Origin of the sequence: Bradyrhizobium sp. CCGUVB14 (genome assembly GCF_024199935.1) — a bacterium.
Classification (GTDB): Bacteria; Pseudomonadota; Alphaproteobacteria; order Rhizobiales; family Xanthobacteraceae; genus Bradyrhizobium.
The window spans coordinates 2,805,862-2,828,171 of record NZ_JANADS010000001.1; the positions used below are offsets into that span (position 1 = coordinate 2,805,862).

A 22,310-nucleotide genomic window follows, 5' to 3' on the forward strand; every position below is an offset into this window, starting at 1 on the left:
CGGGCGTCTCGAAGGATGGCCACAACCTCCCACGCTTGCTTGCTCAAGGGCGGTAATGCCGTTGCAGCACCGCAACGCAATGCCGTGCGATCGTCAGTTCCTCGTTGGTCGGGATCACGAAGACATCCGCGGCGCTGTCGCCGGCATTGATCCGCTCGCGCGCTTGGACATTCGCGGCCGCATCGATGCGCACGCCGAGCCAGGCGAGCCGTTCGCTGATCGCGCTGCGAATCTCCGTGGCGTGCTCGCCGATGCCGCCCGTGAACACGAGACAGTCGAGCCCACCGAGCGTGTTCGCCATCATCGCGACCTCCTGCGCGGCACGGAAAGCGAAGAGATCGACCGCTTCCCGTGCCGAAGCCTCGCCGCTCGCCAGCAGCGTGCGCATGTCCGCAGAGATGCCGGAAACGCCGAGCAGGCCGGACTCGTGATAGAGCAGATGTTGCAAATCCCCGGTGGTCATCCTCTCGTGCTGGAGCAGATAGAGCAGCACGCCGGGATCGATGGTGCCGGAGCGCGTGCCCATCACGAGGCCGTCGAGCGGCGTCAGTCCCATCGTGGTGTCGATGCTGCGGCCGTTGCGCAACGCGCAGAGGCTGGCGCCATTGCCGAGATGGGCGATGACGGTGCGCCCGGCGGCGAGCTCCGGTGCGATCGCTGCGAGCCGGCCTGCGACATATTCGAACGAGAGCCCGTGAAAGCCGTAGCGTCGGAGGCCGCGCGCCTCGTAGCGTCCAGGAATGGCGAAGCGGCTGGCGGGTGGCGTCATGCTGTGATGAAACGCCGTGTCAAAGCACGCGATCTGCGTGAGCGGGGGACGGATCGCCCGGAGGGCGCGGACCGGTGCCAGGCAACGGGGTTGATGCAATGGCGCCAGCGGTGTCAGGGCTTCCAGCTTCGCATGGACGTCGTCCGTCAGCGCGATCGGGCCGGAGTAATCCGGACCGCCATGGACGATGCGATGCCCCACGCCGCGCAAGCACCCTTCGCCAAAGCGGTGCTCGATAAAGGCGATAACGTCCGCGAACAGATGGCCACCGTCCATATCCGACGCTTCTTTCTGCCTTTCGAACAGCGTCTCGCCCGATGGACTGCTGGCCACGAGCCGCGGCTTCGCCTCGTGCTCGTCGAGCAGGCCCTTGCAGAGCAGGGCAGGCTCGCTGCCCGAGATCTCGAACAGGCCGAACTTGATGCTCGAGGAGCCCGCGTTGAGGACGAGGACCGACGCCGTCATCAGATCACCGCGCCTTGCCCGGCCAGACCCAGTCGCGGATCACGGGCATGTCCTCGCCATGCTCGCGCACGTAACGCGCATGCTCGATCAGCGCGTCGCGGAACCGCTGTTTCACATGCGCGGCCTTGGTCGCGAGATCAGGCACGCGCTCGATTGCCTCGATCGCGAGGTGATAGCGGTCGAGCCCGTTGAGCACGACCATGTCGAACGGCGTCGTCGTGGTGCCTTCTTCGGCGAAGCCGCGCACATGCATGCCGGCATGGTTGGTGCGGTTATAGGTGAGGCGGTGGATCAGATAGGGATAGCCGTGATAGGCGAAGATGACAGGCTTATCGCGCGTGAACAGGCTGTCGAAGTCGCGATCGCTCAGGCCATGCGGATGCTGCTCCTTCGGCTGCAGCGTCATCAGGTCGACGATGTTGACGACGCGGATCTTCAGGTCCGGGAGTGCCTTGCGCAGCAGGTCGACGGCGGCGAGCGTCTCGAGTGTCGGGACGTCGCCGGCGCAGGCCATCACCACATCGGGCTCGCCATTCGCGGCCTCGTTACCGGCCCAGGGCCAGATGCCGATGCCGGCATCGCAATGCGTCGCTGCGTCCTGCATCGACAGCCATTGCGGCGCCGGCTGCTTGCCGGCGACGATGACGTTGATGCGGTTGTAGGTGCGCAGGCAGTGGTCGGCGATCCACAGCAGCGTGTTGGCATCCGGCGGGAAGTAGATGCGGACGATGTCGGCCTTCTTGTTGGCGACGAGATCGACGAAGCCGGGATCCTGATGGCTGAAGCCGTTGTGATCCTGCCGCCAGACATGCGAGGTCAGGAGATAGTTCAGCGAGGCGATCGGCCGCCGCCACGGCAGATGCCGCGTCACCTTCAGCCATTTGGCGTGCTGGTTGAACATGGAGTCCACGATGTGGATGAAGGCCTCGTAGCAGGAGAAGAAGCCGTGGCGTCCGGTGAGCAGATAGCCCTCGAGCCAGCCCTGGCAGAGATGCTCGCTCAAGACCTCCATCACGCGGCCGTCCTGCGCCAGATGCACGTCATAAGGTTCGATCGGCTCCATCCAGACCCGTTCGGTGGCGTCGAACACCGCATCGAGCCGGTTTGACGCGGTCTCGTCCGGACCCATCAGGCGGAAGTTACGCTCCTCGGCGTTGAGGCGGATGACATCGCGCAGGAACTTGCCGAGCTCGCGCGTTGCTTCGCCCGTCACGGAGCCTGGCTGCGGCACGTCGACGGCAAAGCTGCGGAAGTCCGGCAGCTTCAGCTCCTTCTTGAGCAGCCCGCCATTGGCATGGGGATTGGCGCCCATGCGGCGATTGCCTTCGGGCGCGATCGCCCTTAGCTCCGGGATCAGCGCGCCATTGGCGTCGAACAGCTTCTCCGGCTCGTAGCTGCGCATCCAGTCTTCGAGAATCTTCAGATGCGCCGGGTTCTCGCGACAGCTCGCGACCGGCACCTGATGCGCGCGCCAAAACCCTTCGACCTTCTTGCCGTCGACCTCCTTCGGGCCGGTCCAGCCCTTCGGGCTGCGCAGCACGATCATCGGCCAGCGCGGCCGCTCCACGCTCGTCCGTCCGTCGCGGGCCTGCTGCTGGATCGAGCGGATGCTGGCGAGCGCGACGTCGAGCGCGTCCGCCATGGCCTGGTGCATCAATTTGGGATCGTCGCCCTCGACGAACAGCGGCTCGTGGCCGAACCCGTGGAAGAGATCGCGGATTTCGCCGTCGGGCATCCGGCCGAGCACGGTCGGATTGGCGATCTTGTAGCCATTGAGGTGGAGAATCGGCAGCACCGCGCCGTCATGGGTTGGGTTCAGGAACTTGTTGGAATGCCAGGACGCCGCGAGCGGACCGGTCTCGGCCTCGCCATCGCCGACGACGCAGGCGACGATGAGGTCGGGATTGTCGAAGGCCGCGCCATAGGCGTGCACCAGCGCGTAGCCGAGCTCGCCGCCTTCGTGGATCGAGCCCGGCGTCTCCGGCGCCGCGTGGCTCGGAATGCCACCGGGAAAGGAGAACTGCCTGAAGAGCTTTCGCAATCCGTCCGCGTCGCGCGGGATGTTTGGATAGATCTCGCTGTAGCTGCCTTCCAGATAGGTGTTGGCGACCATGCCCGGGCCACCATGGCCGGGACCGCAGACATAGAGCACGCTGAGATCCTGCGTGCGGATGACGCGGTTGAGGTGGGCGTAGATGAAGTTCAGTCCGGGCGTCGTGCCCCAATGGCCGAGCAGGCGCGGCTTGATGTGCTCGGGCCGCAATGGCTCGCGCAGCAGCGGATTATCGAGCAGATAGATTTGCCCGACGGAGAGATAGTTCGCGGCACGCCAGTAGCGATCGAGCAGATCGAGGTCGCTGCTCGCGGCGGACGATTGTTGTTGATTTGTCATATTCCTGACGACCTTCACCCGGGATCGTCACCAACCGAGTTCCGGCGAGATCGATCCCAAAATTGATACTTGCCCGCATCAAACGGGGATCGGCCTCACGCGGTGTTGCGTGAGGTCAAAGGTCGGCGCGTGAAGATTGGGCAGCGCTACTGTGCATGGGGTTGTTTTCGCGTTTTTCATTCTTGTTCTTGATTTGTTCCTTTGGCGTGCTATCTTGGCTTCATGAGTCCAGCTTCTTCTTCTGCTCTCAAGCACCCGCCGGTCACGGCGCCCTCCGAGCCGGCGGGTGCGCCTTCTGATTTCCCCGAACTTGCGGTCGCCATCGACAAGCAGCGCAGGCGAGGTCGGGGCGCGCAATCCAATGCCAGCGGCCGCTTTGAGGCCGAAGCGCGCGTCGCCTTCGACGATGGCTGGCAGAGCCTCGAAGAGCTGCCGCCGTTCAAGACCACGGTCGGCGTCGACACCTCCCGCAAGGTGATCACCCGGAACGAGTCGCCCGACATCGGCTTCGATCGTTCGATCAATCCCTATCGTGGCTGCGAGCACGGCTGCGTCTATTGCTTCGCGCGGCCGACGCACGCCTATCTCGGCCTGTCGCCGGGGCTCGACTTTGAGTCAAAGCTGTTCGTCAAGCCCGAGGCGCCGGCGCTGCTCGAGAAGGAGCTCGCGGCGTCAGGCTACGAGCCGCGGATGATCGCGATCGGCACCAACACCGATCCCTATCAGCCGATCGAGCGCGAGCGCAAAATCATGCGCGGCATTCTGGAGGTGCTGGAACGCACCGGCCATCCCGTCGGCATCGTCACCAAATCCGCGCTGGTCGTGCGCGACATCGACATTCTCGCAGCGATGGCCAAGCGCAACCTCGCCAAGGTCGCGATCTCGGTGACCTCGCTCGACCCAAAGCTCGCGCGCACCATGGAGCCGCGCGCCTCGACGCCGCCGAAGCGGCTGGAGGCGCTGAAGCAGCTCTCGGACGCCGGCATTCCCACCACCGTGATGGTGGCGCCGGTGATCCCCGCGCTGAACGATTCCGAGATCGAACGTATCCTCGATGCCGCCGCCCATGCCGGCGTCAAGGAAGCCTCCTACGTGCTGCTCCGGCTGCCGCTCGAGGTGCGCGATCTCTTCCGCGAATGGCTGATGGCGAACTATCCGGACCGCTATCGCCACGTCTTCACGCTGATCCGCGATATGCGCGGCGGCCGCGACTACGATGCCAAATGGGGCGAGCGGATGAAGGGCACCGGGCCAATGGCCTGGACCATCGGCCGCCGCTTCGAGATCGCCTGCGACCGGCTCGGTCTCAACAAGCGCCGCTCGAAGCTGACCACGGATCATTTTGCCCGGCCAAAGCAGAACGGCGAGCAGCTCAGCCTGTTCTGAGGCGCGGAGCGTATGAGGTGTGTGATGAGCAAGGAACTGCCGGCTCCGGTACCGCGGCTCACGGTGATCACGCTTGGCGTCAATGACATCCGCGCCAGCATCGCCTTCTATGACGCGCTCGGGTTTGCGCGCCGGCTGAAGGCGACGGGCGAGGCCGTTGCGTTCTTCGACACCGGTGGTCCGGTGCTCGGCCTGTTTCCCTGGGACCAGCTCGCCGCCGACGCCAAATTGCCGGACGATCCGAGGCCAACGACCTTCCGCGGCATGACCCTGGCCTGGAACTGTGCTTCGCGCGAGGAGGTCGATGCGGTGCTGGCGTTTGCGCTTCGTAAGGGCGCGACGCTGCTGAAGGCCGCGCACGAGACCGACTATGGCGGCTATTCCGGCTATTTTGCCGATCCCGACGGCCATCCCTGGGAGGTCGTCGTCGCCCCCGGCATCGAGGTCGGCGACGACCGGCGGGTGCATCTGGCGCAGTAGGGCGACCCGCCTGAATATCGGGAATTGTCTGGGGTTCCCGGTTGCGCGGGCGAGGCGGCTTGCGCACGATCCCGACCATGATTCGGGACAAGTCCGCCAAAAAGCCAGTCAAGGCCAAGCCAGCGAAGGCAAGCTTCCGCCGCGAGCGCGCGCTGATTAAGCGCGGCATCTGGCCGATCGCCGGCTGCGACGAGGCCGGCCGTGGGCCGCTGGCCGGTCCGGTGGTGGCGGCCGCGGTGATTCTCGATCCCGACCGCATTCCGCGCGGCATCGACGATTCCAAGCGGCTGACGGCGGAGGAGCGGGAGACGCTTTTCGCCAAGATCTGCGCGACCGCACAAGTCTCGGTCGCCGTTGCCTCGCCCGCGCGGATCGACCGCGACAACATCCTGCGCGCCTCGCTCTGGGCGCTGAAGCGCGCCGTGGTGGCGCTGCCCGAGGCGCCGAAGCATGTCTTCGTCGACGGCCGCGACCGGCTCGACACGCCTTGCGACTGCGAGGCGGTGATCGGCGGCGACGGCATCGTGCTGTCGATCGCGGCCGCCTCCATCGTCGCCAAGGTGACGCGCGACCGGCTGATGTGCGCGCTGGCGCAGGACTGCCCGGGCTACGGTTTCGAGCAGCACAAGGGCTACGGCGTGCCGGAGCATCTCGACGCGCTCGATCGCCTCGGCCCCACCATCCACCACCGCAGCCTCTTCGCTCCCGTCGCGGCCGCCCGCGCCAAGCACATGCCCTGGACCGTCGAACCGGTGCGGGACCTGTTCGAGGTCGCCGACGTCGAGGTGCAGGTGGAGACCGCAGTTGAAATCGATGCTTCGGCAGGCCTTTAAGCTAGACTGTCGTTGCCACGACGCACGGCGCCCATTATCAAAATACACCTGAGCGAATAGGGCCGGCTGGACGGGTTGGCTGCATCTTGCGGGCGTTGCATGCGGTTTACCTCCCTGGTCATCGAGCTCATTCGCGCCCGGCCGCGGCTGATCGTCTGGATTGCCGTGCTCGCGCAGGCCGCGATGTGGCTGCTGGTGGCGCTTCTGTTCTACCGCAGCCCGCCCGGCAGCCTCGCGACCCTGCTTGCCTTCGGCAGGGAGTACCAGGTCGGCACTGATCTCGGTCCGCCGCTGTCGGTCTGGCTCGCCGATATCGCCTATCGTGCCGCCGGCGGCCACATGTTCGGCGTCTATGTGCTCGCCGAGCTCTGCGAGATCGCGACCTTCATTGCGCTCTATCATCTGGCGCGCGCCGTGGTCGGCACCCAGCAGGCGGTGCTCGCCGTGCTCCTGACCATGACGGCGCTGGCTTTCTCCTCGTCTGCGCTCGACTTCGGCCCCCTGGTGCTGGCGCGGCCGCTCTGGACTCTGTTGCTGTTGCATTCCTGGCAGGTCATCGGTCAGCGCCGCGGCAATGCCTGGTTCGCTTGGTCGATCGAGGCCGGCCTCTTGCTGCTGACCACGCCGGCCGCGATCTTCCTGCTCGCATTGCTCGTCATCTTCGCGCTCGCGACCGCCGGCGGCCGCCGGACGTTGCGCGCACTCGATCCGCTGTTCGCACTCGTCGTCGTTGCCGTGCTGGCGCTGCCCTATGCTGTCTGGCTGATGCGGGCCGAGACCCTTGTGCTGCCGGCTCTGCCGCATGTGGCCGACCTCAGTGCCCGTGCGCTCCACGCCGTCTGGCTGCTCGGGGGTCTTGTGCTCGGCGCAGTCGCGGTCCCGGTGCTCACCTTCCTCAACACGTCCCTGTTCGCCGGCAAGAGCGAAGAGGCGCCGATCATTTACCGGCCGCCGGTCGAGCCGCTCGCGCGCAACTTCGTCTATTTCTTTGCGCTCGCGCCGGCGCTCGGTGCGGTCCTGATCTCCGGCCTGTTCGGGCTCGAGGCCGTCGTCGGCGGCGCCGGCGTGGTGCTGGTCATGTCGGGCCTCGCCATGGTTGTCGTGGCCGGCGATCTCATTGCGATGCGCCGCGCACGGATGCTGCGCACGGTATGGCTGGTGGCGATCGCGGCTCCGGCGGCGGGCGTCGTGCTGGCCGTGTTGTTCCTGCCCTGGAGCGGCACCGGCGAGATCGCGACCTCGATGCCGGGGCGCGCGATCTCGGACTTCTTCGATGACAGCTTTGCCCGCCGCACCAACCATCGCCTGCGCGCGGTCGCAGGTGAAACCGAGCTTGCGAGCCTGATCGCGCTGCACTCCGGCCGGCCGCATCTGTTCATCGATGCCGCGCCCGCCCGGACGCCGTGGATGTCACAGGCAAAATTCAGCGAGAGCGGCGGCGTCGTGGTCTGGCGCGCCTCGGATACCGCCGGCACCCCGCCGCCCGAAATCCTCGCGCGCTTTCCCGGCATCGTGCCGGAAGTGCCGCGTGCCTTCGAATGGCTGGTCAATGGCCGTCAGGGATTGTTGCGCGTCGGCTGGGCCATCGTCCGGCCGAAAGGGACGTAGCGACAAACGCTGAAACCGTAGGGTGGGCAAAGGCGCAAAAGCGCCGTGCCCACGTCAAGCCTATCCGTCGCAACGATAGAGGTGGTGGGCACGCTCCGCTTTGCCCACCCTACGAGATCTATCCCGCCAGCACCTTCGCGATCGCCCGCAGATCCTGCCACGCGAGGCGCTTGTAGGACGGCGAGCGCAACAGATAGGCCGGGTGGAAGGTCGGCAGCGCGCGGATGGTGCGTTGGCCCGTATCGTAGTCGAACCAGCGTCCGCGTGTCCGCATGATGCCCTCGCGGGTCGAGAGCAGCGTCTGCGTCGAGGGATTGCCGAGCGTCACCAGCAGGTCGGGATTCACCAGCTCGATATGGCGCTGGATGAAGGGCAGGCAGATCTGCGTCTCCTGCGGCGTCGGCGTGCGGTTGCCGGGCGGCCGCCAGGGAATGACGTTGGTGATGTAGGCCGTGGTGCGGTTGAGGCCTATGGCGCCGATCATCAAATCGAGCAGCTTGCCGCTGCGCCCGACGAAAGGCAGTCCCTCGATGTCCTCGTCACGGCCCGGCGCCTCGCCGACGAACATGATGCGTGCCTGCGGATTGCCGTCGGCGAACACCAGCCGGGTCGCAGTGTGCTTGAGCGCGCAGCCCTCGAAGCTTTGCATCAGCTCGCGCAAGGCCTCGAGCGTCGGCGCGGTGCGCGCGGCCTCGCGGGCCGAAGCAATGGCGACGTCGGGCGCCGGTGCCGCCTCGCCACGCATCACCGCAGGCGCGGCGACAGGCCGCGGTGTCTCGACCGGCGCCGCGCGCGGGGCCGGCGGCGGAGCGTCTAATTCCGCCAGGCGGTCGACCGGTTCCTCGGCGAGCGCGCAGTCGACACCGGCCTCCAGATAGAAGGCGAGAAGCTCTCGGACGGTGGGTGCGGGCTCGGGGATCATTTGGAAAGTCAGACTATTAGTTCATCTTAAGGCGCCTTGCATCCCAGCGGAACGCATTTCCGTGGTTGTCCTACCCGGAAAAATCGGAAACAAGGGAGCGCAAATGACAAGGAACCGTCTCAAGGGCTGAGATCAGATGAGCACCGAAGAACTTCCCCCGCGCGAATCCATGGAATTCGACGTCGTCATCGTCGGCGCCGGCCCCTCGGGCCTGGCCGCGGCGATCCGGCTGAAGCAGATCAATGCCGATCTCAACGTCGTCGTGGTGGAGAAGGGCTCCGAGGTCGGTGCACACATTCTCTCCGGCGCCGTGATCGATCCGGCCGGGCTCGACAAGCTGATCCCGGACTGGCGCGAGGATTCCGATTGCCCGCTGAAGACGCAGGTCAAGGACGACCGCTTCTACTGGATGACGGCCGGCGGCGCGATCAAGCTGCCGAACTTCATCATGCCGCCGCTGATGGACAACCATCACTGCTATATCGGCTCGCTCGGCAATGTCTGCCGCTGGCTGGCGCGCAAGGCCGAGGCGCTCGGCGTCGAGATCTATCCGGGCTTTGCCGCCGCCGAAGTGCTCTATGACGAAAAGGGCGCCGTGAAGGGCATCGCCACCGGCGACATGGGCATCGGCCGCGACGGCAAGCCGAAGGACTCCTTCACCCGCGGTATGGAGCTGCTCGGCAAGTACACGCTGTTCGCCGAAGGCGCACGTGGCAGCCTGACCAAGCAGCTGATCGCCAAGTTCGCGCTCGATGCCAAGAGCGAACCGGCGAAGTTCGGCATCGGCCTCAAGGAAGTCTGGCAGATCGATCCCGCCAAGCACCAGAAGGGCCTGATCCAGCATTCGTTCGGCTGGCCGCTCGACCTGAAGACCGGCGGTGGCTCGTTCCTCTACCATTACGACGACAATCTGGTCGCCGTCGGCTTCGTCGTGCATTTGAACTACGACGATCCGTATCTGTCGCCGTTCGACGAATTCCAGCGCTTCAAGACCCATCCCTCGATCCGCGGCACCTTCGAAGGGGCCAAGCGGCTTGCCTATGGCGCGCGTGCCATCACCGAAGGCGGCTACCAGTCGGTGCCGAAGCTGACTTTCCCTGGCGGCGCGCTGGTCGGCTGTGCGGCCGGCTTCGTCAACGTGCCGCGCATCAAGGGCGTGCACAACGCGATGGGCACCGGCATGCTCGCCGCCGAACACGTCGCAGCCGCGCTCGCGGCCGATCGCGCCAACGACGAGATCGTCGACTACGAGAGCGCGTGGCGGTCCTCGCCGGTCGGCAAGGATCTGTTCCTGGTCCGCAACGTCAAGCCGCTGTGGTCGAAGTTCGGCACCGTGCTCGGCGTCGCGCTCGGCGGCTTCGACATGTGGTTCAACACGCTGTTCGGTACCTCGCTGTTCGGCACGCAATCTCATGCCAAGCCCGATCGCTCGACGCTCGATCCAGCCAAGCAACACGCGCCCAAGAACTATCCGAAGCCCGACGGCAAGATCTCGTTCGACAAGCTGTCCTCGGTGTTCCTGTCCAACACCAATCACGAGGAAGATCAGCCGATCCATCTCCGGGTCGCGGACATGAACCTGCAGAAGATGTCCGAGCATGACGTCTTCGCCGGTCCGTCGAACCGCTATTGCCCGGCCGGTGTCTATGAGTGGGTCGAGGAAGGCGCGAGCCCGCGCTACCAGATCAACGCCCAGAACTGCGTCCACTGCAAAACCTGCGACGTGAAGGACCCCAACGGCAATATCACCTGGGTTCCTCCGGAGGGCGGCGGCGGTCCGAACTACGAGGCGATGTAAGGGCGCGCCGGGTGACCAAATAGGTCCGAAGGGTGATGTAGCGCACGTTCGCGTGAGGACCCGGCTGCGGCCACCCGCCGCGGCCACGATAAGGCCATAGTAGCGGCGTCTTGGGGCACTTGACCGTCACGCGAACGGTTACTTGGCCGATTTGGGGCGTGCGGAGGGGATGCCCGGTCCGAATCCTTGCGGTGAAGCGCCAAAAGCGGCATTGTCCGGACCCGACGGTTCCGGGTCCCATGTTGCCGGCCGCGTTCGCGTGCGAGACGGCCTTTTGCTTCAAACCCAGGCACTACCAACTCAAGGCGAGCCCTGATGTTTTCATATCGTTTCAACCGCTGGACTGCTGCTGTCATCGCCCTTGCCGGCTCCGCGATCGTGGCGGTCCCTGGCGGAGTGCTGGCGCAGACGCCGGATCATCCGGCCGACACGGCGGCGCAGTTTCCGACCCGAAACGATCTGAAGTCGCTCACCACCGCCGGCAGCTATCTCGCCGCCCGTCACGCCAGCGTCGAGCGCGACGCGACCTCGGCCGCCGCCTTCTACCGCTCCGCGCTGCGGACCGATCCCAAGAACAACGAGCTGCTCGACCGCGCCTTCATCGCCTCGGTCGGCGACGGCGACATCGACGAAGCGGTCAAGCTCGCCGAGCGCATCCTCACCATCGACAAGACCAATCGCGTCGCGCGCCTCGTGGTCGGCGTGCATGATTTGAAGCTGAAGAAATATCCGAGCGCGCAAAGCAACATCAACCAGTCGATTCGCGGGCCGATCACCGATCTCGTCGCGACGCTGCTGTCCGGCTGGGCCGCCTATGGTGCGGGCGATGCCAAGGGCGCGGTCGCGACCATCGACAAGCTGGCGGGCCCGGAATGGTATCCGCTGTTCAAGGACCTGCATGCCGGCATGATCCTCGAGAACGCCGGCAAGGAGAAGGACGCGGGCGTCCGTTTCGAGCGGGCCTACAAGCTCGACGATTCCATGCTGCGCGTCAGCGAGGCCTATGCGCGCTGGCTGTCGCGCAACAAAGACGCGGCTTCGGCGACCGCGATCTATGAAGCCTTCGACAAGAAGCTCGCCCGTCATCCGCTGATCGTGGAGGGCCTCCGCGAGACCAAGGCCGGCAAGAAGCTGCCGTCGCTGGTCGATTCCGCGCAGGCTGGTGCTGCCGAGGCGCTCTACGGCATCGGCGCCACGCTGACCCGCCGCGGCGGCGAGGATCTGGCGCTGGTCTATCTCCAGCTCGCGCTCTATCTGCAGCCCACGCATCCGCTGGCCCTGCTCTCGCTCGCCGATCTCTATGAATCCGTGAAGCGGCCGCAGATGGCGATCAAGATCTATGAGCGCGTGCCGTCGTCTTCGCCTCTGAAGCGCAATGCGCAGATCCAGCTTGCCATCGATCTGGATTCCGCTGACCGCACCGACGAGGCGATCAAGATCCTCAAGGGCGTGACCGCGGAGGACTCCAAGGATCTCGAAGCCATCATGGCGCTCGGCAATCTCGAGCGCGGCCGCAAGAAGTTCGCCGACTGTGGCGCGACCTATTCGCGGGGCATCGACGTGCTGCCGGCCGGCAACGACAAGGCCAACAGCGTCTGGTACTACTACCGCGGCATTTGCGAGGAGCGCACCAAGGAGTGGGGCAAGGCCGAAGCCGACATGAAGAAGGCGCTCGAGCTGCAGCCCGACCAGCCGCATGTCCTCAACTATCTCGGCTATTCCTGGATCGACCAGGGCGTGAATCTCGACGAAGGCATGAAGATGATCAAGCGTGCCGTCGAGCAGCGTCCCGACGACGGCTACATCGTGGATTCCCTCGGCTGGGCCTATTACCGCATCGGCAACTACGAAGAGGCGGTGAAGAACCTCGAGCGCGCGATCGACCTGAAGCCCGAGGATCCTACCATCAACGACCATCTCGGCGACGCCTATTGGCGCGTCGGCCGCACGCTGGAAGCAAAATTCCAGTGGGCACATGCCCGCGATCTCAAGCCCGAGCCGGATGATCTGCCGAAGATCGAGGCCAAGATCGCCAATGGCATGACGGAAGACAATTCGAACTCTTCGGCCGCGCAGGCGGACAAGAAGAAGGACGACGGCAAGGGCGGCTAACTGAGTGACTGGGGGCGTATCGCCGATGCCGGCGTTGGTTGAAGAAGGGCGCGCGAAGGTCAATCTGAGCCTTCGCGTGGTTGGCCGTCGTGCTGACGGCTATCATGATCTCGAAAGCGTGGTTGCGTTTGCCGATTGTGCCGACCGGCTCACGCTGGAGCCGGGGGGCGAGCTCAGGCTTGCGACCACGGGGCCGCTTGCCGCGGCCTGCGGCGAGACATCAGACAATCTCGTGTTCAAGGCCGCCAAGCTGCTGGCGGACGCGGTGCCGAATTTGAAGCTCGGCGCGTTCGCGCTCGACAAGGTCCTGCCGGTGGCAGCCGGTATCGGCGGCGGCTCGGCCGACGCGGCGGCAGCGTTGCGTCTTCTCGCGCGCCTCAACGATCTCCCGCTCGATGATCCCCGCCTGCAGGAAGTTGCGCTTGCGACCGGGGCCGACGTCCCGGTGTGCCTGTTCTCGCGGGCCTGCGACATGACCGGCGTCGGCGAGCAGCTGCTGCCGCTGGCGTTGCCGAGCATGCCTTGCGTGATGGTCAATCCGCGCGTGCCGGTCGCGACCAAGGACGTGTTCAGGGAGTTGGGCCTGCGCAACGGCGAATTGCTGGTTGGCGCGACCTCGGTTCTCGACGCGCCGGCCTGGCCGGAGCAGGGCGGCTCGATTTCGGAATGGGTCGAGGTTCTCGAAACCGTCGCCAACGACCTCGAAGCCCCTGCACTGCGCATCGAACCCGTCATCGGTGACGTGCTGGGCGCTTTGCGCTCGTCCGCCGGCGTCAAGCTCGCGCGGATGTCCGGCTCGGGCGCGACCTGTTTTGCGATCTACGGTGCGGCAAATGATGCGCACGCTGCCGCCGAAAAGATCCGGCGCGACCATCCCGGCTGGTGGGTGCATGCGGGGACGTTGAGCTAGGCGCAGCTGCCGTAGGGTGGGCAAAGGCGCGCTAGCGCCGTGCCCACCATCATCATGTGGCGGGCACGCTTCGCTTTGCCCACCCTACGCCAGCGTCGCTAGCCGACGCTCTCAAGCCCGAGAAACTGCCGGATCTCACCCAGCACCTCCTCCGGCTTGTCATGCTGCAACCAGTGCCCGGCGCCGGAGATGGTCGCGATGCGTGCCTGCTGGAAATAGCGTTCCAGGCCTGCGGCCCTGGCGCCGGCGAGAAAGCTTTCGCCCGCATTCAATAGCAACGTCGGGCACGTGATGCGCGACCACAGCGCGACGTGGTCGTCCGGCCAGAGCCGATGCGGCGCGGAGGCGCGCTGGTAGGGATCAAACTTCCAGCTATAGGTGCCGTCCTCGTTCCGGCGCGCGCCGTGCGTGGCAAGGTGCAGCGCGAGGTCGCGGGTGAGGCGCTTGTTGTGAAGCACCATCTGCGCGGCCGCGTCCTCGAGGGTCGCATAGCGCCGCGGCGTTCGATCGTGCAGCCTGTCGAGCTGGCTGACCCACTTGCCGATGCGCTCATGCGTCGGGGGCTTTGGCGCATCAGGCAGCATCGTCACGCCGTCGAGAACGACGAGCTTGGTGACCTGCTCGGGGAATGAGCCTGAAAATATCAGGCTCACCATGCCACCCATGGAATGGCCGATGAGCGTCACGTGAGGCGCTGCGATGCTGCGGACGAGCTGGGCGAGATCGTAGACATACTCCGTCAGTGCGTAGCTGCCTCCCTTGGTCCAGTCGGAATCGCCGTGGCCACGCAGATCGGGCGCGATCACATGGAAGTGCGGCTGCAACGAGCGCGCGATGGCATCCCAGCTCCGGCAATGATCGCGGCCGCCATGCACCAGGATGAGTGGTGATGCGCTCTCATTGCCCCAGTCGGCGTAATGCAGGCGCAGTCCGTGGGACTCGTAATTGCGACTTTGCGGGGCGAGCATCTGGCCGCGTTCCTCGACTACCGGGTAAGACTGCATTGAACTAGCCTGCTGCCGGTCATTCGACAAGCAAGCGCGCGGTCATGCCGGCTTCGGTGCCGGGCCGGGTTTGGGCGCCGCCTGATACGCCCAGCGGTTGCGTTGCCGGATCTTGAATAGCTTCGCAGCGCGCGCGGCACGCGACAACGAATTTGGCAGGAGGTGATAACGCGACCAGGACATCATCTTCATCGAACCCTCCATCGCAACATCAATGGGTGAGCTCTTGGCGATGCCTCGTTCGAATTGCGCGCGTTACAATTCGGCAAGTCATGACGGATCGGACAGCTTGTTCATCGGCGTTAAACCTTCGTAAGCCACCGAACGCGCTCGTCGTTCACCGCCTCCAACGAATGTTAGGAGGTGAAAATCATGAAACTCGTTTCTGCGTTCGTCGGCCTCGCCGCTCTCGGTGGTGTCGCCTTGTCCACCGGAGCGGCATCGGCGCAGCCGATCGACGTCCCCGGTGCGTCGGGCGTCGTTCCGGCCGGCTACATCTGCAACGAATGGGGCCATTGCTGGCACCGCCATTATTACGGCGGCGGCTATTATCACCCGCATTATTGGGGTGGTTACGGCTGGCACCATCATTGGGGCGACGGCTGGCGCTGGCACCGCTGGCATCATTGGCACCACTGGCATCAGTGGTGAAATCCGGGAAAGGGGCTTCGGCCCCTTTCTCTTTTCAAGCCGCCTATCGCGTCACGGCCGTCAGGTTCATGGTCAGCAACACGCCGGGCTTTGGCAGCTCGCGGACAGAAAACACCGTGCGCGCGGGTCTGTGCTCTCCCATCATCTCGACATAGGCCGCGTTCATCGCATCGAAATCCGACATCTGCTGGAGAAACACGTTGATGTGAGTGACATGGTTGAGGTCCGAGTCGACCGCCTCCAGCATGACCGCGAACGATTTGAAGATTTGCCGCGTCTGAGAGCCGACGTCGGAGCCGGCCAATTGTCCTGTTGCCGGATCAAAGCCCGCGGTCCCGCCGATCCAGATGTTTTCACCGACCTTGGCGATGTGGTTATAGGGCCCGATCGGTTTGGGTGTGTTCGGCGGCGTCAGCGTTTCGACCCGTGATGTCATCGTCGGTCTCGTTCCATTTTGCTACCCATTCACCGGTCGCCGGGCCAGCGCGAGCGAGACGCCGAGGCCGGCAATGAAGACGCCGGAGCCCTGCGTGAGGCGGCGCATCAGATGTGGCCGACCGATCAACTGCGTGCGGGTCGCGGACGCCATCAGCACCACGACGACATCGGCGAGCGTGTTCAGTGTCACCGAGATGGCGCCGAGCGCGATGAATTGCAGCGTCGGGCTCGCTCCCGCGGGATCGAGGAATTGCGGAATGAAGGCGAGGAAGAACGCGGCGGTCTTGGGGTTCAACGCCTCGACCAGCACGCCGTCACGGAACGCGCGCTTGTCGCCGACGGGCTCGCTCGCGAGCGATAGCGTCCGGCCGGCACTGCGAAAGGTCTTGATGCCGAGCCAGACCAGATACAGCGCGCCAACGAACTTCACGACGGCGAATAGCTCGGCGCTCGCCAGGATGATCGCGGAAATGCCGAGACTGCCCGCGACGACATGGACCAATCCGCCCAGCGCCGTGCCGGCGGTCGAGGCAAAGCCGCTGGCGCGCCCTTCCGACAAGGTTCGCGCCGCGACATAAAAGATGCCGGGGCCGGGGACGGCGGCGATGACGAGAGCGGCTGCGAGGAACAGCCAGAGGTTCGTATCAATCATGCCAGTTTGGTAGCGCAGCGCGCCGCGATTGCAAGGCCTGCCGTCAGCCCATGCGGCGGAAGATCGCGCTGGCATTCACCCCGCCGAAGCCGAAGCCGTTGGAGATGGCGTTGAGCATGGGCATCGGCCGTGCGCTGCCTGCGACGATGTCGATGCCGTCAGCGTGTCCGTCCGGGTTTTCAAAATTGAGCGTCGGCGGCGCGATCTGGTCGCGCAAGGCGAGCACGGTAAAGATCGCCTCCAGCCCGCCGGCGGCGCCGAGCAGATGACCGGTGGCCGATTTGGTCGCGCTCACCGCAATGGAGCGGCTGCGGCCGAACAGCGCCCCGATCGCGCCGAGCTCGCTCTCGTCGCCGGCCGGTGTCGAAGTCGCATGCGCGTTGAGGTGCTGCAGATCCGCCGGTGCAAGGTTCGCCTGCCGCAGCGCGATCTCCATCGCGCGGCGGGCGCCGTCGCCATCGGGCGGCCCCGACGTCATGTGATAGGCATCCGCGGTGGTGCCGTACCCGACAATCTCGGCGATCGGCGTCGCGCCGCGCGCAAGCGCATGTTCCAGTTCCTCGATCACGAGAATGCCCGCGCCTTCGCCCATCACAAAACCGTCGCGGTCGCGATCGAACGGGCGCGAGGCGCGCGTGGGCTCGTCGTTGAATCCGCTCGACAGCGCGCGGGCTGCGGCAAAGCCGCCGAGGCTGACGATATCGATGCAGGCTTCCGCACCGCCGCAGATCGCGACATCGACCTCGCCGGCGCGGATCATGCGCGCGGCATCGCCGATTGCCTGCACGCCGGCGGCACACGCCGTGACCGGCGTGCCCAGCGCGCCCTTGTAGCCGTATTTGATCGAGACGTGGCCGCTAGCGAGATTGGCGAGGAACGAGGGGATCGTGAATGGCGAGAGCCGGCGCGGGCCGCGCTGCTCGGTGATGCGCACCGCTTCCGCCATCGCAGGGAAGCCGCCGACGCCGGAGCCGATGATGGTCGCGGTCCGCTCCAGCGATGCCGCATCCTGCGGCGTCCATTTGGCCTGCGCGACCGCTTCTGCGGTGGCGAGCAGCGCGAACAGAATGAAGCGGTCCATCTTGCGCTGATCTTTTGGTGCGGTGGCCTCTGCCGGATCGAAGCCGCCATCGGCGTCATCGGCCTTGTCGGGCACGAGACCCGCAATGCGGGCGGGCAGCGCCTGCGACCATTGGGGCAACGGGCGCAACCCGCTCTGTCCGGCGAGCAGCCGGCGCCAGGACAATTCGACACCACAGCCGAGCGGCGACACCGCGCCCATTCCCGTCACGACGATACGACGCATGTCAGTCTCCAGCCGGCGCGACCGCCGGGTTCATGGCTTTGAGCGAAATGAGCCGCCGCCGCATCAGGCGGCTCGCGCCGGGGCCCGCGATCACCACCGCGTTGGCGAGCGTGATCGGCTGCCTGTCGGCGGCATCGACCACGACCGGATCGAGCGGCCGGCGATCGCCCCGGTTCGCCAGCAGGATGGATTCGCCCTTCGGCGCGAGATGCTTGTTGCCCCAGGCGAGCAGCGTGGCGATCACGGGGAAGAAATCCCGCGCCTTGTCCGTCAGCACATATTCGTAACGCGGCGGCCGCTCCTGGTAGCGGCGGCGGACGAACAGGCCGGTCTTGGTGAGATGGGCGAGACGCCGCGACAGGATGTTGGGCGCGATGCCGAGATTGCGCTCGAACTCGTCGAACCGCGTCGCGCCCTGAAACGCATCCCGCAGGATCAAGATGCTCCACCACTCGCCGACCGTCTCCACGGCGCGGCCGACCGGGCATTCCAGGATCGAGGGGGATTTTGGCTGCATGCCGGGAAGGTAGAGGAGTGGCTTGCAAAATGCAAGTTACTGGGTGCCGCTGTGCCCCGGACGCGGCGCAGCGCTCCTTCAGCGGTGCGCTGCAGAGCCGGGGCCCAGATTGTTGATCGCTGGATGTCGCTTGCGTCCCGGCTCAGCGCAGCAGCGTTTCACGCTGCAGCGCGTCCGGGACACGGGAGGGAGAGCGCGGTCGTGCGCCGTACTCCGTCATTTGCGAGTGCAAATCTAACCCCGTCACCCTGAGGCGCGAGCACAGCGAGCCTCGAAGGGCGACGGCCCAGATGCATCGCGGCCGTGCATCCTTCGAGGCTCGCTGCGCGAGCACCTCAGGATGACGGGACCGATAGCGGTACGGAAGAGTCAGAGAGGGCGATCGCGCCCTAATGCGACCGTGCCAGGCAGAACGCCACCACCTGCTCCAGCGCGCTCTTCATCGGCGAGGACGGGAACAGCGCCAGCGCGTCGACGGCCATGGCGCCGTAGTGGTGGGCGCGGCTGATTGTGTCCTCGAGCGCGCGGTGCTTGTTCATCAGGCCAATGGCATGATCGAGGTCGCTGTCGCCGATCTCGCCGCGCTCGAGCGCCCTGATCCAGAACGCGCGCTCGGTGTCGTTGCCGCGGCGGAAGGCGAGCACGACGGGAAGGGTGATCTTGCCTTCGCGGAAGTCGTCGCCGGTGTTCTTGCCGAGTTTTGCACTCTTGCCGCCATAATCGAGCACGTCGTCGACGAGCTGGAAGGCGATACCGAGATTCATGCCGACGGAGCGGCAGGCGGTCTGCTCGGCCTTCGGGCGGTTGGCGATGACAGGGCCGACCTCGCAGGCGGCTGCGAACAGCTCGGCGGTCTTGCCGCGGATCACGGCGAGATATTCGTCCTCGGTGGTCGCGGTGTTCTTGGCGGCGGCGAGCTGCATCACCTCGCCCTCGGCGATGGTGGCGGCGGCCGCGGAAAGGATATCCAGCGCGCGCAGCGAGCCGACCTCGACCATCATGCGGAAGGCCTGGCCGAGCAGGAAGTCGCCGACCAGCACGCTGGCCTCATTGCCCCAGAGCATGCGCGCCGAGAGCTTGCCACGGCGCATCTCGCTCTCGTCGACGACGTCGTCGTGGAGCAGGGTCGCGGTGTGCATGAACTCGACGGAGGCCGCCAGCTTGATGTGGCCGTCGCCGGTGTAGCCGGCCAGATTGGCCATGGCGAGCGTCAGCATCGGCCGCAGCCGCTTGCCGCCGGAGGAGATCAGATGGTTGGCCACTTCCGGGATCATGGTCACGTCGGAGCCCGTCCGCGACAGGATCGTGGCGTTGACGCGCTCCATATCGGGGGCGACAAGGGCAACCAGCTCTTCGATCGACGCGCCGGGGGTTTCGAAAGGTACGATGACGGCCACGCCGGTCTCCAATATTTGCCCCGGAGGGGCTATTCTGATGGAAAGACAATAGAAACTGGACGGGGATGCGGCAAGGCCTGTGGAACCATTGACATTTGCAGCTTAACCCCTTTCGGGCAGGAGGCTCGTTTGCGTGAACTGGTTCGGACCAACGATATCGTGCTGGTGTCGGCGATCGGCGCGCTGCTGGACGGCGCCAACATCCATCACCTGGTGCTGGACCAGAACATGAGCATCATCGAAGGCTCGCTCGGCGTCCTGCCGCGGCGGATCCTGGTCCATGAGGACGACGCCATCGAGGCCCGGCAGCTCCTGACCGAGGCCGGGCTCAGCCACGAACTGCGCGGCGATGATTGACGTCGTCACAGATATCACCGAAGACGCCTTTCTCGGCGGGCAGTTGCTCCTGCGGCAGAAGCGATCCGGCCACCGCGCCGGGCACGATGCGATTCTGCTTGCGGCAGCGACCGAAGCCCGCGCTGGCGACCGTGTGGTCGATCTCGGCGCCGGCATTGGCACGGCCGGGCTGGCGCTGGCCCGGCGCGTGGCCGGGATCGATCTTGGCCTCGTCGAGATCGATCCGGAACTGGCCGGGCTCGCGCGCACCAATGCGGCCGCGAATGCGATTGCCGCGGCGGTGATTGTGCTCGACGTCACGGCGGATGCGCAGGCGTTTGCGGCACATGGGCTCATGCCCGACAGCGCCGACTGCGTGCTGATGAACCCGCCCTTCAACGATGCCACGCGGCACCGTGGCTCGCCGGACCAGGCGCGTCACACCGCGCATGTCGCGACCGAGGAGACGCTGCAGGCCTGGGTGCATGCCGCGCGGCGCCTGCTGCGATCGAACGGCGTGCTGACCTTGATCTGGCGTGCGGATGGTGTCGCGGAGGTTTTGGCAGCGCTGTCACGCGGCTTCGGCAGCGTGTCGATCCTGCCAGTTCATGGCGAAGCGGGAAGGCCTGCGATCCGTGTGCTGGTGCGCGCCGTCAAGGGGGGCCGGGCGCCGCTGCGATTGCTGCCAGGCCTCATGCTCAATGATGAGTCACGCGTGCCTAAAAAAGAGGTGAGGAATATTCTGGAAGGGAGAGCGGTCTTGCCGCTGGCGGAGCCGTGACGGCTTACTGCGGAAGCGATTCCGACTGCTGTTCCGGCTGGGACGTAACGCGGATCGCCGTGAAAAGCGCGCCGATCAGCATCAACAGCAGATAGATCTTCATGTCGCTTCCTCCGCTGCCTTATTGCAGCTTCCCAACGGGGATTCTGCAAAACACGTTCCAGGCACTTTCAATGACAGTCGCGTGATAAGAATTGGTTAATCAGAGGTAACGGCATGGCCGAACAATTGAACGATCGCAAAAATTCCGGCTGGGCCGACAAGCTCATGCAATATCTGCCGGCGCGCTTCCGCCCGGGAACGGCTGTGGTGCCGGTGGTGCGGCTGTCCGGCGTGATCGGCGCGGTGACCCCGCTGCGCCCGGGCATGTCGCTCGCGGGCGTCGCCCGGGTGCTGGAGCGGGCCTTTTCGGTCCGCAACGCCAAGGCGGTGGCGCTGGTGATCAATTCGCCCGGCGGCTCGCCGGTGCAGTCGCGCCAGATCTATCTGCGCATCAAGCAGCTCGCGGCGGAGAAGAAGCTGCCGGTGCTGGTGTTCGTCGAGGACGTCGCAGCCTCCGGCGGCTACATGATCGCCTGCGCCGGCGACGAGATCTTCTGCGACCCGTCCTCGATCCTCGGTTCGATCGGCGTGGTCGGCGGCAGCTTCGGTTTTCAGGAGGCGATCAAGCGGCTCGGCATCGAGCGCCGGCTCTACACGGCCGGCGCCCACAAGGCGATGCTCGATCCGTTCCTGCCCGAAAACCCCGACGACGTCGCCAAGCTCAAGGCGCTTCAGCGCGAGATCCACCAGATCTTCATCGCGCTGGTGAAGGAAAGCCGCGGCGCGCGGCTGAAGGGCGCGGACGACACCCTGTTCACCGGCGAGTACTGGGCCGGTGAGACGTCGATCGCGCTCGGCTTGGCCGATGGCATCGGCGATATCCGCTCAACTCTTCGTGCCCGCTATGGCGACAAGGTTCTCACCCCTGTGATCGCGCAGCCGACCGGTCTGCTGTCCGGTCTGTTGGGGCGGAAATCGCCCGGCGCGGGCCAGCTTTCGGCCATGGAATCAATGGCCGGTCTGCCGGACGAACTGATCTCGGCGGTCGAGACGCGGGCGATTTGGGCGAAATTCGGGTTCTAGGCGGAGGCGCTCCCGCGCCATTTGGTCCGGACTGAGCCAATTGCGGCGCAGCCCGGAGTGCGCGAATATGCGTGTGGGGGCTGAGCATTGAACAAGGATCGACCGATGCCGCCGTTCGTTGCATTTGCGGGCGTCCTGGGTGGGCTTGCCGTGGTCCGCTGGGCCTACAAGACCGCACTCCGGATCAACCAGGAGCTGGAGGAGATGCGCCTCTCGCGCGTCGCCGAGGCCGCCCATATTGGGAATATCCAGACATTGAAGCGTGACCCCGTGACCGGAGCCTACCGGCCCGGCTAGTCGCCTCACGAACCGCTGCCGTAGGGTGGGCAAAGCGAAGCGTGCCCACCAGCAGCATCCGAATTCATCGAAAGACGGTGGGCACGGCGCGAGTGCGCCTTTGCCCACCCTACGAGACCGCCCTAGGGCAT

General features: G+C 65.7%; 21 protein-coding genes. 12 read left to right on the forward strand and 9 right to left on the reverse strand.

Annotated elements, in window-relative coordinates; translation table 11 throughout:
- Positions 1-43: 43 nt before the first annotated feature.
- Positions 44-1,234: an acetate/propionate family kinase gene (locus NLM32_RS12915; protein ID WP_254129351.1), complete on the reverse strand. Its 1,191-nt coding sequence runs from the start codon at positions 1,232-1,234 to the stop codon at positions 44-46.
- 4 nt (positions 1,235-1,238) lie between these two features.
- Complete coding sequence (locus NLM32_RS12920; RefSeq protein ID WP_254129352.1) at positions 1,239-3,626, reverse strand: phosphoketolase; 2,388 nt, start codon at positions 3,624-3,626, stop codon at positions 1,239-1,241.
- A 222-nt stretch (positions 3,627-3,848) separates the two neighbouring features.
- Between NLM32_RS12920 and NLM32_RS12925 the strand changes: the two genes are divergently transcribed.
- From NLM32_RS12925 to NLM32_RS12940, 4 genes are all read left to right on the forward strand, one after another.
- Entirely contained in the window at positions 3,849-5,012 is a 1,164-nt protein-coding gene (locus NLM32_RS12925) for a PA0069 family radical SAM protein (protein ID WP_254129353.1), read from the forward strand.
- 24 nt (positions 5,013-5,036) lie between these two features.
- Positions 5,037-5,492, forward strand: a complete 456-nt coding sequence (locus NLM32_RS12930) for a VOC family protein (protein ID WP_254129354.1) — start codon at positions 5,037-5,039, stop codon at positions 5,490-5,492.
- A gap of 77 nt (positions 5,493-5,569) precedes the next feature.
- Positions 5,570-6,325, forward strand: coding sequence for a ribonuclease HII (locus NLM32_RS12935; protein ID WP_254129355.1), 756 nt, complete (start codon positions 5,570-5,572; stop codon positions 6,323-6,325).
- Positions 6,326-6,424: 99 nt separating this feature from the next.
- Positions 6,425-7,933, forward strand: coding sequence for a glycosyltransferase family 39 protein (locus tag NLM32_RS12940; RefSeq protein WP_254129356.1), 1,509 nt, complete (start codon positions 6,425-6,427; stop codon positions 7,931-7,933).
- Between the two features lie 118 nt (positions 7,934-8,051).
- Here NLM32_RS12940 and NLM32_RS12945 read toward each other — a convergent pair whose 3' ends face one another.
- Positions 8,052-8,855: a uracil-DNA glycosylase family protein gene (locus NLM32_RS12945; RefSeq protein WP_254129357.1), complete on the reverse strand. Its 804-nt coding sequence runs from the start codon at positions 8,853-8,855 to the stop codon at positions 8,052-8,054.
- 136 nt (positions 8,856-8,991) lie between these two features.
- On the opposite strand from NLM32_RS12945, the gene NLM32_RS12950 reads away from it, so the two are divergent.
- The 3 genes from NLM32_RS12950 (at position 8,992) to NLM32_RS12960 (ending at position 13,675) form a co-directional block, all read left to right on the forward strand.
- Positions 8,992-10,653: an electron transfer flavoprotein-ubiquinone oxidoreductase gene (locus NLM32_RS12950; RefSeq protein WP_254129358.1), complete on the forward strand. Its 1,662-nt coding sequence runs from the start codon at positions 8,992-8,994 to the stop codon at positions 10,651-10,653.
- 315 nt (positions 10,654-10,968) lie between these two features.
- Positions 10,969-12,765 (forward strand): tetratricopeptide repeat protein, encoded by a 1,797-nt coding sequence (locus tag NLM32_RS12955; protein WP_254129359.1) that lies wholly within the window; start codon positions 10,969-10,971, stop codon positions 12,763-12,765.
- A 25-nt stretch (positions 12,766-12,790) separates the two neighbouring features.
- Positions 12,791-13,675 (forward strand): 4-(cytidine 5'-diphospho)-2-C-methyl-D-erythritol kinase, encoded by an 885-nt coding sequence (locus tag NLM32_RS12960; protein ID WP_254129360.1) that lies wholly within the window; start codon positions 12,791-12,793, stop codon positions 13,673-13,675.
- A 98-nt stretch (positions 13,676-13,773) separates the two neighbouring features.
- On the opposite strand, the gene NLM32_RS12965 is transcribed toward NLM32_RS12960, so the two are convergent.
- Complete coding sequence (locus tag NLM32_RS12965) at positions 13,774-14,643, reverse strand: alpha/beta fold hydrolase (RefSeq protein ID WP_254135298.1); 870 nt, start codon at positions 14,641-14,643, stop codon at positions 13,774-13,776.
- 408 nt (positions 14,644-15,051) lie between these two features.
- Between NLM32_RS12965 and NLM32_RS12970 the strand changes: the two genes are divergently transcribed.
- The gene (locus NLM32_RS12970; protein ID WP_254129361.1) at positions 15,052-15,330 is read left to right on the forward strand and encodes a hypothetical protein; all 279 of its coding nucleotides are present in this window, start codon (positions 15,052-15,054) and stop codon (positions 15,328-15,330) included.
- Positions 15,331-15,373: 43 nt separating this feature from the next.
- Here NLM32_RS12970 and NLM32_RS12975 read toward each other — a convergent pair whose 3' ends face one another.
- From NLM32_RS12975 to NLM32_RS12995, 5 genes are all read right to left on the reverse strand, one after another.
- The gene (locus NLM32_RS12975) at positions 15,374-15,766 is read right to left on the reverse strand and encodes a RidA family protein (protein ID WP_254129362.1); all 393 of its coding nucleotides are present in this window, start codon (positions 15,764-15,766) and stop codon (positions 15,374-15,376) included.
- A gap of 21 nt (positions 15,767-15,787) precedes the next feature.
- Positions 15,788-16,420, reverse strand: coding sequence for a LysE family translocator (locus NLM32_RS12980; protein ID WP_254129363.1), 633 nt, complete (start codon positions 16,418-16,420; stop codon positions 15,788-15,790).
- A gap of 43 nt (positions 16,421-16,463) precedes the next feature.
- Positions 16,464-17,726, reverse strand: coding sequence for a beta-ketoacyl-ACP synthase II (gene fabF, locus NLM32_RS12985; protein WP_254129364.1), 1,263 nt, complete (start codon positions 17,724-17,726; stop codon positions 16,464-16,466).
- Between the two features lies 1 nt (position 17,727).
- Complete coding sequence (locus tag NLM32_RS12990; protein WP_254129365.1) at positions 17,728-18,243, reverse strand: helix-turn-helix domain-containing protein; 516 nt, start codon at positions 18,241-18,243, stop codon at positions 17,728-17,730.
- Positions 18,244-18,632: 389 nt separating this feature from the next.
- The gene (locus tag NLM32_RS12995; protein WP_008131473.1) at positions 18,633-19,640 is read right to left on the reverse strand and encodes a polyprenyl synthetase family protein; all 1,008 of its coding nucleotides are present in this window, start codon (positions 19,638-19,640) and stop codon (positions 18,633-18,635) included.
- 129 nt (positions 19,641-19,769) lie between these two features.
- On the opposite strand from NLM32_RS12995, the gene NLM32_RS13000 reads away from it, so the two are divergent.
- The 4 genes from NLM32_RS13000 (at position 19,770) to NLM32_RS13015 (ending at position 22,179) form a co-directional block, all read left to right on the forward strand.
- Positions 19,770-19,997, forward strand: coding sequence for a DUF2007 domain-containing protein (locus NLM32_RS13000; protein ID WP_027529147.1), 228 nt, complete (start codon positions 19,770-19,772; stop codon positions 19,995-19,997).
- A complete protein-coding gene (locus NLM32_RS13005) occupies positions 19,990-20,757 on the forward strand; it encodes a tRNA1(Val) (adenine(37)-N6)-methyltransferase (RefSeq protein WP_254129366.1) in 768 nt (255 codons plus the stop codon). Before NLM32_RS13000 ends, NLM32_RS13005 begins: the two co-directional genes overlap by 8 nt.
- 216 nt (positions 20,758-20,973) lie before the next feature.
- Entirely contained in the window at positions 20,974-21,882 is a 909-nt protein-coding gene (locus NLM32_RS13010) for a S49 family peptidase (RefSeq protein ID WP_254129367.1), read from the forward strand.
- Between the two features lie 105 nt (positions 21,883-21,987).
- Positions 21,988-22,179 (forward strand): hypothetical protein, encoded by a 192-nt coding sequence (locus NLM32_RS13015; protein ID WP_254129368.1) that lies wholly within the window; start codon positions 21,988-21,990, stop codon positions 22,177-22,179.
- Positions 22,180-22,310 lie beyond the last annotated feature (131 nt).